Consider the following 9946-nt stretch of genomic DNA (forward strand, 5'->3'; position numbering starts at 1 on the left):
CCTCCTGTGGTCAGTGACTGTCCCATCTCACAGGAGATGTTGCGCTGACCGCTTGAATCCGCCATCTCATTGGCGCGCCGTGCTTCGGCGAGTTCCCGACGCAGCCTGCGATTCTCTTCGCTCAAGCTCTCGTCCGTGGCGGCGGCGGGCGTGGCCTGGCCTGCTGCGATGGCTTGGTTGCACCAGGCACGCAGGGTCTCGGGCCCGCAGCCCAGCGATTCGGCTACGACCCGGATGGACGCGGCTCGTGGGCCTCCCTCGGCGGCTTGGCGGTCGAAGACCATCCGCACGGCGCGTTCGCGGAACTCGGGAGTGAACCTCTTGGGCATGATCCGGTTCTCCTTCAGGAAGCTCGGAACCAAACTCAGGGCGCTTCACCCATCGTCGACCTCGACCTCGGCCTGGGCCAGCCAGCGCCGCACGGACTCCCGTGAGACGCCTTCCTGCCGTGCCACCGCGGTGACTGCGGCGGTCAGGGTGGGGTACTGCTGGGCGTGCTCGCGCACGAGCCGCAAGCACCTCGCGCGCAGCTGGGGGATCGATCTTCTTCGGCATGCTGTCCATCCTTCCGGACTCAAACAGCAGCGGCATCAAACCCGGCCCGTTTCAGGGCAGTACCTTTCGCTTGGGAGTGCGCGAGGGCAGGTAGCCTCGAATATAGACTGCTACTGTGAGTGAGCTTACGGCCCTTGCGTCCCCTGTGGCGACTTGGGGAAAATATTGGGCGCCGCTCAGGCTTTCAGGGAGGAAGTGTCGTGGAAATATCTGAGATCTTATTTTCTTTATTTCACTGGGTGCGCATGACACTCTTCAGCACACTAGAGTCTGGCGAGGTTTTCTTCACGAGCATAATTTTATATTTCACCACTTTCGTGTTAGTATCAATACTTTGGGATTTCGGGGTTATATCTTTATTTCAGGCGGTCCGTCGGGTGGGAAGGTATCTTTCGTCTGGTGCTACAATCGAAAATGTATTGATTCTTGAGCGGACCACTGGTCGCATCGCGAATATACTGCGAGTTTTAAAAATTAACACCTACGGATCGGGCCGCGGCGATCTGGCGTTCCTTGAGCGTATACCCTTGAATAGTGACGAGTCTCGAATTGGCGCTCTTGTGAGGAGTGTTATTCGATCGCTATGGATTTCCGTCGCCAAGATGTTGCAATTGATTATCGCCCTCCCCGGATTTTTCCTGAGCTCCGTGGGCGCTTTGGTTCTCCTGTCTGCCCTGCTTGCCGCCTTTCCGGGGCATGTCAGAAATGGATTAAATATCGCGATTGATGCGTTGCATACTTTATCCTGGGCCTATGCTACTCTATTGGGTATTATTGGTGGCGTCATCCCTGTGGCGCTAATTCTAATCCGACTTGGATTCACGGAGCGAGCCGTAGCGAAACGAGCGTATCGCAGGGAGTATGATGTTAATCTACTTAAACAGCTGCACGATTCAACTGAATGTATTGAGGGCCTCGCCTCGAGCATCAGGGGTCAAATGGAGTATACACTTCGGGAATATGCCATCGAGCGACGTCTGGCTGGCCGGTGGTACAAAGGGGCGCAAAATGGGCGCGTTCGCGGGATGGCTAGACCGACAGTGAATGAGCGTTTAGTTTGCAATTACGAATGTGCCTTGGGGTCCGGTTTCAACATTCCGAATCGTGAATATTCGGACGATCTGTATAGTGTATTCAGAAACGTAGAGAAGGTTTGGGGGTCAGGACTTAATGATTCATTGTTTCCACTCGCTCGAGTGGTTACCCGAGAGGCATGGGAGGGGCTCATTGCCCTGCATTTTTGCTTTTCATCTGAAGGTAAGTTTCTTGCGTATCGAATACCGGCGTCGAACGAGTGGAGAAGGACTCGAATAAGGTGGCAACATAGACGGATTCTTTATGCAGGATCTAGCAGCTCCGGGCAAGAGGGTCGTGGTGAAATCGAATTTTCCCTTGGCTCACCACCTAGGGATAGTTGGTTTGAAACTGAGTTGCGAAATAGTCTCTGGATGATGGCTGAACTTGCTCGCGAGCTGAATTGTTTGGCCAATTTTTCTAACTCCCTTGTGGTGCCGGGGAGATTCGAGGGCTTTGCTCGTATTTCGCAGACGTAACCGGCTCTTCGCAGATGAGGTTGTAGGGTGGTTCTGAATCCGCCGGTGTTCAGCAGGGAACTGGTGATGTAGTGGGCCAGGTTTCGGAAGCCCAGCGCGGTGCCGCGCAGGTGCTCCAGGCGCCGATTGATCGCCTCGGTCGGCCCGTTGCTCGAACTGAAGTGCCCTGGGTCCTTTTCTGAGGTTTGGGCACCGCGGGTGCGGTCTTCATCTGTGACGCTGGTGGCCCGAGGACTACAGAGCGGTTGGAGGCGTCCGTGAAAGCCGGCCCAGCCCAGAGCGCCCAACGCATCGCAGGCAGGGCCGCGATGTTTCCTAGAAGGAAGGTGCTGCGCCGAGCCGACGCACTGACCGATCTCGTAGACGAGACGAACACGCGTCCTGCGACCAGGGCCATCACTGGCGCCGAGGCCAGGCCCCCGTTGTAGCGACGCAGAACCAGTGCACGCCCCACGTGCGAGAAAGCGTTGCCTACCAGCGCCGCGGCTGGCCCGCCGGCCAGGACGGCGCGGCGCAGACCACCTGCCCCGACCCCGCTGAGGGAAGCGGCGCTCACTGCCACCGTCAGCAGCCCGGTCGCCACCGCGAAGGACGGCGTGGACACCCGGGGACCCCATTGCCTGACCCAGCTCGGCAGCTGCTCGAGATCGCGAGACAGATGGATGATCTCCTCCACGTTGTGCACCACGAAGATGCCGAGCATCAGGCGCACCTCGGACGAGCCTCCGAAGATTCCCGGCTCACTCACCCAGCATCACTCCTGCCCCCGGCCCCAGCGGCAGATCCAGAAAGTAGAACACCGCCAGGATGAGCACCCACGCGACCCAGAACGGGACCACGAAGGGCACCATCCGCGCCATGATCGTGCCGAGCCCGGCGCCGGGCTCGTACTTCCGCACCATCGCCAGCAGCACCACCATGTAGGGGTTCAGCGGGGTCATGACCTGGGTGGCGGAGTCGCCCACGCGGAAGGCCGCCTGCACGAAAGCCGGCTCGAAGCCCAGGATCCCGAACATCGGCACGAACACGGCGGCCATGAGCGTCCACATGGAGGAGCCGGAGATGATGAACAGGTTCAGGACCGAGCACAGCACGATGAACGTCAGGATCACGGGGAACCCGGTCATGTGGGCGCTCTCGAGGCTCGCGGCGCCGGTCACGGCGATCCAGGAGCCGATGCCGGTCCAATTGAACAGCGCGATGAACTGACCCAGGATGAACGCCAGCACCAGGAAAGACATCATGTCCTTGAGCGCCTGGCCCATCATGACCGGCACGTCCTTGAAGCCGCGAATCGAGCCCTCCACGCGTCCGTAGACGTAGCCGCTCACGGCGAACAGCGTGAAGATGATGAACACGATCGAGGACATCAGCGGGGACTTGGGCAGGAATCCGCCTTCCTCGTTGCGCCAGGGGGAATCGGGCAGCAGGGCGAAGACCAGGAAGGCCGCGCACAGCAGAAGGAACGTGGCCGTCGCCCAGGCCAGGGCGCGCTTCTCGATCGGGCGCAGGTGCGCCTCGACCGTGGGTTCCTGCGCCTCGGCCACGGACTGCTCGTCGCCGATGATCCGCTGCTGGCGGGTGACCGTGTCCAGCTGCTGGGTCTGGGCCTGGGACTGCTCGCGGGGGACGTCGGTCTTGATCATCCGCGGCTCGACGACGCGGTCGATCACGAAGCCCGCGATGATCGAGAGCATGATCGCCGAGACGATGTTGAACCAGTAGTTGGAGACCGGGGAGACCTCGTGCGCCCGCGCCGCCAGGTCCGGGACGGTGGGGATCACGGAGTTGGTGACCCCGGCGAACAGCGCATCCAGCGACGTCGGGAAGATGCTCGTGGAGTAGCCGGCGCCCGTCGCGGCGAATCCGCCGATCAGCCCGGCCATGGGGTGCCGGCCGGCTGCCTTGAAGGCCATGGCCGCCAGGGGAGGGATCACGACGAACGCGGAATCCGCCAGGATCGACCCGACGACGCCCACGAAGCCCACCGCGTAGCCGAGCAGCCACCGCGGCGCTCCGCCGATCGAATACCGGATTGCGGCGGAGAGGAATCCAGACTTCTCGGCGATTCCAATGGCCAGCAGGATCGGCAGAACGGTGAGCAGCGGCGGGAACCCGATGTAGTTCTCGCCGAGCGTCGTGGTGAACCATGCGATGCCCTCGCCGGTGAACAGGCCCTTGACGGTGACCGGTTCCTCAGCGCCGGGCACCATGACGGTCACCCCTGCCCAGGCCATCGCAGTGGAGACCACGGCCGTGATGAGGAAGAGGATGGTGAACAGGGCGAAGGGCTCGGGCAGTTTGTTGCCCACGCGCTCGACGCCGCCGAGGACGCGATCGCCCAGCGTGGTCCGGGAGCCGGCTGCGTTGCTCATGGGGATCCTCCGGGCTCAGTCGAAGTAGGAGGCGACGTCCACGCCGCCGTCGGTCTCGAACTCCTGCCGCACGGCAGCGGCCAGGTCGTCGTCGTGGAGGTAATCCAGGGCGGTGGCGGCCAGGCCGAAGGCCCCGTCGAGTGCCGCGCGCTCCGCGGCGGGGGAGGCTGCGGCGTCGGCGAAGTCGCGGGTGTGCAGGCCGATATCGTCGGTTGAGATCCCGAGCATCGGGTGTATCCCCGGGATCCTGTAGCTGACGTTGCCGAAGTCGGTCGAAGCGGCGAAGACCTCCGAGATCGTGCCGGCGGGCAGCGGCTCGCGGCCGCGCCGCCGCTGGGCGAGGACCCACCGATCAGTGAGTGCCCCATTGCTGAGAACCGGCAGGGTGGCGGGAGACTCGTCCCAGTGGATCTGCACGCCGACACCGGCCATGAGCGCGGCGCCTCGCATCACCTCGTGCACGCGCTCGGACAGCGCCTTGAGCGTCTCGGGCAGCTGCGAGCGGACGTAGAGATCGAGCACGGCGGATTCCGGGATGACGTTCGGGCGCTCCCCGCCCCGCGGGATCACCGCGTGGATCCGGTCCGTCGGCGGCATCTGCTGCCGCAGCAGCCCGAGGCCCTGATAGGCCAGACTCGCCGCGTCCAGGGCATTGCGACCCAGGAACGGATGTGCCGAGGCATGGGCGGCGAGTCCGGTGAACTCCACGCGGCAGCCGCGTCGTCCAAGCCAGTGCACGTCGGCCGCATCGGAGAAGTAGGGGTGGGTCATAATGGCGGCGTCGACGTCGTCGAATGCGCCGGCCCGGGCCATGACCTCCTTGCCGCCGTGGCCCTCTTCGGCAGGCGTGCCCAGGTAGACGACGCGCCCGCGGAAGCCCTCTGGCTGCTCGCGCAGCAGCTGCGCCAGGGCGGTGAACGCCCCCAGTCCGGTCACCGCGATTACGTTGTGGCCGCACCCGTGGCCGATCTCCGGCAGGGCGTCGTACTCGGAGAGGATCGCGACGGTGCGGTCGCGCTCCGGATCGAAGTCCGGCGCGGCGATCTCGGCCCGGATCGCGGTGTCCAGACCGAACGCCGGAGACTCGGCCGTGATGCCGTGGTCTTCCAGGTGGGCGACGAGACGCTGTGCGGCGTGATGCTCCTGGTAGGCGAGCTCCGGGCGCTCGTGGAGAGCGTGCAAAATCTCCATGAGCTGCTCGCCGTGATGCTCCACAGCCTGCTCGACGGCGCCCACGAGACCCTCCGGAGCACCGGGAGAGTCGGCGAGCTGATGATGCGCTGCGGCCTTACGCTGCTCGGTCTGCCGATTCAAGGCATCCAGGTAGGCGTGGGACGGCTCCGGCACACGATGCAACTGTGACTCAGATCTCATGGAAGAAAGGTAGCAGGCTTCGTATGCGAGGGTCAGGCGAAGCGACACGGCACGAGCAGAGGGTGGAAGAGTCGTGGAGGATCCGAGTCGACGAACGCTCTGATCTTCATGTGCCGAAAGACCGCCCATGCGTGTGGCCACCGGTTTCGTGGACCAGTCCGTATACGATATGTGGATGCATCAGATTCCCCCTGGGTGGTATCAAGACAATGTCAACGCCGGCCTGCTCCGCTGGTGGGACGGTGCTCAGTGGACTGCCTACACGCAGCCGCATCCGCGTCTGATTGCGCCGATCCCTCAAGCCGCGCCGGCGTCTCACCCTGCTGAACCTGAGCCCGAGGCGAAGATCGGATTCTTCTCCGGGAAAAAGAAGGCTCAAGAGTTCCTGGAGGAGCTCAACGGTTTGAAGGGATGGATCCAGGAGAACAATCTTCAGGATCCCATTCGAGCCCTGGAGGCCGAGCGGTCCGCTCGTGAAAGGGCGCAGGCGGTGGAGCTCGAGTCGCAGGAGCGTCGGCGTCAAATCGATGCGGAGCTACAAGGGGCTACTCAGGAACTGAATCGGATAAGAGCTGAAATCGCAGTAGTTCAGGCTCAGCTGGTCGATGTCAGGAGTGAATCGGAGCTACAAGGGTTGGGGCTGTTCGATTTTGAGCATCCAGCAGAGGACTCGGTGGATCTCAAGGCCCAGCTGGAGTCCGTGAAAGCGCAGTATAAGGAGATGGCGCGCGCCGGCCAGGCCGTCCGAGCAGCCTCTGGATTTACGTTCAACAATTCCACCGCCCAGGGTGGGAGGTTCGTCAAGAACATGTCAAAGATTCTGCTTCGTGCATACAATGCGGAGGCGGAGAATTCGGTGAAGTCAGCAAGAGCTGGAAATGTTGAATCGTGTATCAAACGCGTGGAGACCGCCAAGCGGCAGATTGAGAAGAGCGGGGAGATGATCGATCTCAAGGTAGGCTTCTCATATCACCGACTGCGGCTTGAGGAGATTCGCCTGGCGTCCCGGTACTTGATGGCTGTTCAGTTGGAGAGGGCTCGTGAGAAAGAGCTCAGAGCTGAGCTGCGCGAGCAGAAGAAGGCAGAAGCAGAGCTCGCGGAGGCGATGCAGAGTCTCCTCAAGGACCAGTCGCACTTCAGGAATGCCATTGAAAGACTCGAGGCGCGGGGTGATGTCGATGGTGTTCAGAGGATGCGCGAAGAGCTCGCGGCGGTTGAACGATCTATCGAAGATGTGGAGTTTCGCAAGATGCACTCCAGGGCCGGTTATGTCTACGTGATCTCCAACATCGGGGCATTCGGGCCCGGGGTTGTGAAGATCGGGATGACTCGGCGGTTGGATCCGATGGATCGAGTCAATGAGCTCGGGGATGCTTCGGTCCCGTTCAAGTTCGACGTCCACGCCCTGTTCTTCTCGAAGGATGCAGTAGGAATCGAATCCAGCCTGCATCGCAGGTTCAGTCGTGAGCGACTCAATAAGGTGAACACCAGGAGAGAGTTCTTTGCGGTAACTCCACAGGATGTGCTTGACGCGCTTCGTGAGGAAAGCGTTGAGATCCTTGAGTTCAAGGTCGAGCCAGACGCTGAGGAGCATCGTCAGAGCCTCGTGCTGACCGATTCTTCCCTCGGGCAGTGACGAATGACCTGGCTCGGCAGTTCCTGGTCCAGTGCCATCTCTGTTTTGGGTGGATTTCGTTGTGCAGATCTCGAGAACTCTCGACATATCTCCAGATGCCGATCCGTGCGCATTGTTGTGTGGCATATCTGATACATTGGTCGAATGATCGAAGCCAGACAGTTGCAGCGGATGATGCCGGATGGTTCGCTCGTGCCTGACGAGGCCTCCTTCCACGTCGAAAGAGGCCAGATCGCGGCTCTTGTTGGCCCCAACGGGTCGGGCAAGAGCACACTCCTGAGATGCCTCTGCGGCGACTTCCCGCTCGAGGCTGGTCGTGCCTGGCTGGCAGGGAACGACTGCAGCTAGCCTTGAGTCTTGCGTCGAGCGAAGGCCGCTGCGCTGGTGAGCGCGGTCCCCACGTCGCTGCAGCTCACGGTCGCCGAGCACCTGCGGCTGCTGGTGGCGTCGTGAGGCGAGGCGAATCTGAACTTTCACGAGTCCGACGCGGAGCTCGTGGAGGAGTTCTCACTGACTCAGGTCGTGGATCAGTTCCCGCATCAGCTCTCCTCGGGGCAGAGCCAATGCCTGCAGCTGGCGATGACGCTGGGGCGACGGGCAGACGTGATCCTCCTCGACGAGCCCGAGCGGCATCTGGACACGAAGATCTCGGCGAAGCTGCTGGTCTCGCTGAGACGTCGCACCGAGTCCGGGGCAGCCATACTGATCGCCACTCACGACGAGCGCTTCGCAGAGGAAGCAGATTTCCGATTCAGCCCCGGTGATCGGCTGATATGAGTCACGACCACGCGCAGAGCACGGCTCGCAATGCGGGCATCCATGGCAAAAACCAGGGATCGCGCAGGGGACCATCGGCGGTCGCATGAACGTCGCCCGTGAGGGATCTCTATCGGCAGACCGTGCGCCAGGACTGGGACTCATCCCGCGTCTACGTCCTGTATCTCGTGATGTTCTTCGGCGGGCTGTATGGCGTGTCGAACTCTGTGGCACTGGGAACGGGACTGGCCGAATCGTGGAACTCAGGTCAACTGCACGCGGTTTCCGGGGTGACGGTGCTCGGGGTCATGCTCGCGGCGCTGGGTGCGGTGATGCTGCTGGGAGCGGTGGTGGGCCCGATGCTGGGGGAGCCCTTCGCAGTCTGGCTTCAGGATGTCCAGGGTCGAGAACCGCCCGTGATCGCCTGGCGGATGATGCGGGGCAAGCTCTGCGGGGCCTTTGCTTGCGCGTTGATGCTGGGTTCGACGGTCGTGGCGTCCTTCTGGGTGCAGTCCGACCGGGCAGGTGGACTGCTGTGGATAGTCATCGCGCTGCTGCTGGGCGTGGTGTCGCTGATGTCGGGGTGGGCGCTCGGGCAGTTCCTTCCGACGACGTCGCGGGCCCGGCTGCTGCCGCTGCATCTCGTGCTGACCGGGTTGCTGGTGATCCTGGTCGGGCGCGGCGCCGCTGCGGAGTCCCCCTTCAGCCCTGATCTGTTCCTGGTGCCATGGGGCGTCGGGGCATTGGGAGCATGCGCTCTCGTCACGACCACTGCACTGGTGGTGTGCCTTCGACGAGTGAGCCTCACGGAGCTGATCGGGATCGCACAGACAGTGCGCGGCAGGGCGGCCGCCCTGTAAATCGGCAGCTACTCCGAGCTGGACGTCTTCGGCCTGCGCGTCCCTGGGCGCAGGGTCCGCACCTCGACGTTCCGCCATGAGGGGCCGGTGGGATCACTGAGACTGACTCAGCTGCGCCGTGTGACTGGCGGCGTACCGCCAGCAGCAGCCTTGACGGCAGTCATGTGCTGCACCTTCTTCTGGGCAGGGGGGAGTATCGGCAGCGATCCAGGGAAGCCGCGGTCTGGTTCGTCGTGAGCGCCTGCTTGAGCTTCGGTTTGTGGCAGACCTGCGGATCCAATCTGCATTTGGCTCGAGATCTTGCGGGTCTCAGGCCCGTCCTCGGGTGGTCCTTACGCGAGGCGATGTGGAATCTCAATCGAGACATCGTTACCGGCGGAGCTCTGATCGCTGTGCTGGTCGCAATGGTGGGTGAGGCAGCCCACGGCGGTTCGTTCTCAGGTGGGATCGGATTCTCGATCGCTTGCGGGTCGGCCGTTCTCCTGTCCCTGATGGCTTCCGCTCATGCCGATCTCACGGCAGGGCAGAGCACTAATCCGCCTGCGGCGTCTCCGTCGCCGATCGGAGACCTGGGTGGTCTGCGCTTCCTGCTCTCTGCCTTCCAGAGCCAGATCGTCATGCTGATCTGCGCCATGGGCTTGTGGCACTGCCTGCAGGAGTCGTTGATTGCTCTGCTGCTGTTCCTGACCGGGGCCTTCTGGTGGCTCGCACGCGCCATCCGGAACGAGATCGATCGGGCTCCGGCCTGACGGCGGCTTAGCTGTAAGAGGGCATTGAATCGCCCCGGGTTTGTTAGAGGCTCGCAAGTGCCGCGTCGGCGGGTGCCGGTGCGGGGTT

At 62.4% G+C, this 9946-nt stretch carries 10 protein-coding genes and 2 pseudogenes; 6 read left to right on the forward strand and 6 right to left on the reverse strand.

Going from position 1 to position 9946, the window contains the following annotated elements; translation table 11 throughout:
* Both FSY66_RS12130 and FSY66_RS12990 read right to left on the reverse strand, forming a co-directional pair.
* On the reverse strand, nt 1-329 hold a 329-nt coding region (locus FSY66_RS12130), incomplete at its 3' end, for a transposase (protein ID WP_144795315.1).
* Nucleotides 330-374: 45 nt separating this feature from the next.
* On the reverse strand, nt 375-506 hold the full coding sequence (locus tag FSY66_RS12990; RefSeq protein WP_260853681.1) for a hypothetical protein: 132 nt from the start codon (nt 504-506) through the stop codon (nt 375-377).
* Between the two features lie 249 nt (nt 507-755).
* Here FSY66_RS12990 and FSY66_RS12635 point away from each other — a divergent pair, with 249 nt between their 5' ends.
* Complete coding sequence (locus FSY66_RS12635) at nt 756-2108, forward strand: hypothetical protein (RefSeq protein ID WP_186304566.1); 1353 nt, start codon at nt 756-758, stop codon at nt 2106-2108.
* 17 nt (nt 2109-2125) lie between these two features.
* Here the strand turns inward: FSY66_RS12635 and FSY66_RS12640 are convergent.
* The 4 genes and pseudogenes from FSY66_RS12640 to FSY66_RS12145 all read right to left on the reverse strand — a co-directional run.
* A pseudogene (locus FSY66_RS12640) lies at nt 2126-2263 on the reverse strand (transposase); the annotation flags it as partial.
* Nucleotides 2264-2508: 245 nt separating this feature from the next.
* Nucleotides 2509-2811, reverse strand: a pseudogene (locus FSY66_RS13165) (HXXEE domain-containing protein); the annotation flags it as partial.
* A gap of 37 nt (nt 2812-2848) precedes the next feature.
* On the reverse strand, nt 2849-4483 hold the full coding sequence (locus FSY66_RS12140; protein ID WP_144795319.1) for an AbgT family transporter: 1635 nt from the start codon (nt 4481-4483) through the stop codon (nt 2849-2851).
* 15 nt (nt 4484-4498) lie between these two features.
* Entirely contained in the window at nt 4499-5857 is a 1359-nt protein-coding gene (locus FSY66_RS12145) for a M20 family metallopeptidase (RefSeq protein ID WP_144795321.1), read from the reverse strand.
* A gap of 175 nt (nt 5858-6032) precedes the next feature.
* Here FSY66_RS12145 and FSY66_RS12150 point away from each other — a divergent pair, with 175 nt between their 5' ends.
* The 5 genes from FSY66_RS12150 (at nt 6033) to FSY66_RS12170 (ending at nt 9858) form a co-directional block, all read left to right on the forward strand.
* Complete coding sequence (locus FSY66_RS12150; protein ID WP_186304567.1) at nt 6033-7493, forward strand: SNIPE associated domain-containing protein; 1461 nt, start codon at nt 6033-6035, stop codon at nt 7491-7493.
* 174 nt (nt 7494-7667) lie between these two features.
* Nucleotides 7668-7841 carry an ATP-binding cassette domain-containing protein gene (locus tag FSY66_RS12155; RefSeq protein WP_260853682.1) on the forward strand — a complete coding sequence of 58 codons (174 nt, stop codon included), beginning with the start codon at nt 7668-7670 and terminating at the stop codon, nt 7839-7841.
* Between the two features lie 147 nt (nt 7842-7988).
* Entirely contained in the window at nt 7989-8270 is a 282-nt protein-coding gene (locus FSY66_RS12160; protein ID WP_186304568.1) for an ATP-binding cassette domain-containing protein, read from the forward strand.
* Nucleotides 8271-8368: 98 nt separating this feature from the next.
* Complete coding sequence (locus FSY66_RS12165; RefSeq protein ID WP_144795329.1) at nt 8369-9109, forward strand: hypothetical protein; 741 nt, start codon at nt 8369-8371, stop codon at nt 9107-9109.
* Nucleotides 9110-9273: 164 nt separating this feature from the next.
* A complete protein-coding gene (locus FSY66_RS12170; RefSeq protein ID WP_144795331.1) occupies nt 9274-9858 on the forward strand; it encodes a hypothetical protein in 585 nt (194 codons plus the stop codon).
* Nucleotides 9859-9946 lie beyond the last annotated feature (88 nt).

Origin of the sequence: Kocuria palustris, assembly GCF_007666205.1 — a bacterium.
GTDB lineage: Bacteria > Actinomycetota > Actinomycetes > Actinomycetales > Micrococcaceae > Kocuria > Kocuria palustris_A.

Excerpts from the sequence above, each read along its gene's own strand:
- FSY66_RS12140 (WP_144795319.1), bottom strand. The coding sequence starts at position 4,483 with ATGAGCAACGCAGCCGGCTCCCGGACCACGCTGGGCGATCGCGTCCTC.
- FSY66_RS12145 (WP_144795321.1), bottom strand. The coding sequence starts at position 5,857 with ATGAGATCTGAGTCACAGTTGCATCGTGTGCCGGAGCCGTCCCACGCC.
- FSY66_RS12150 (WP_186304567.1), top strand. The coding sequence starts at position 6,033 with ATGCATCAGATTCCCCCTGGGTGGTATCAAGACAATGTCAACGCCGGC.
- FSY66_RS12155 (WP_260853682.1), top strand. The coding sequence starts at position 7,668 with ATGCCGGATGGTTCGCTCGTGCCTGACGAGGCCTCCTTCCACGTCGAA.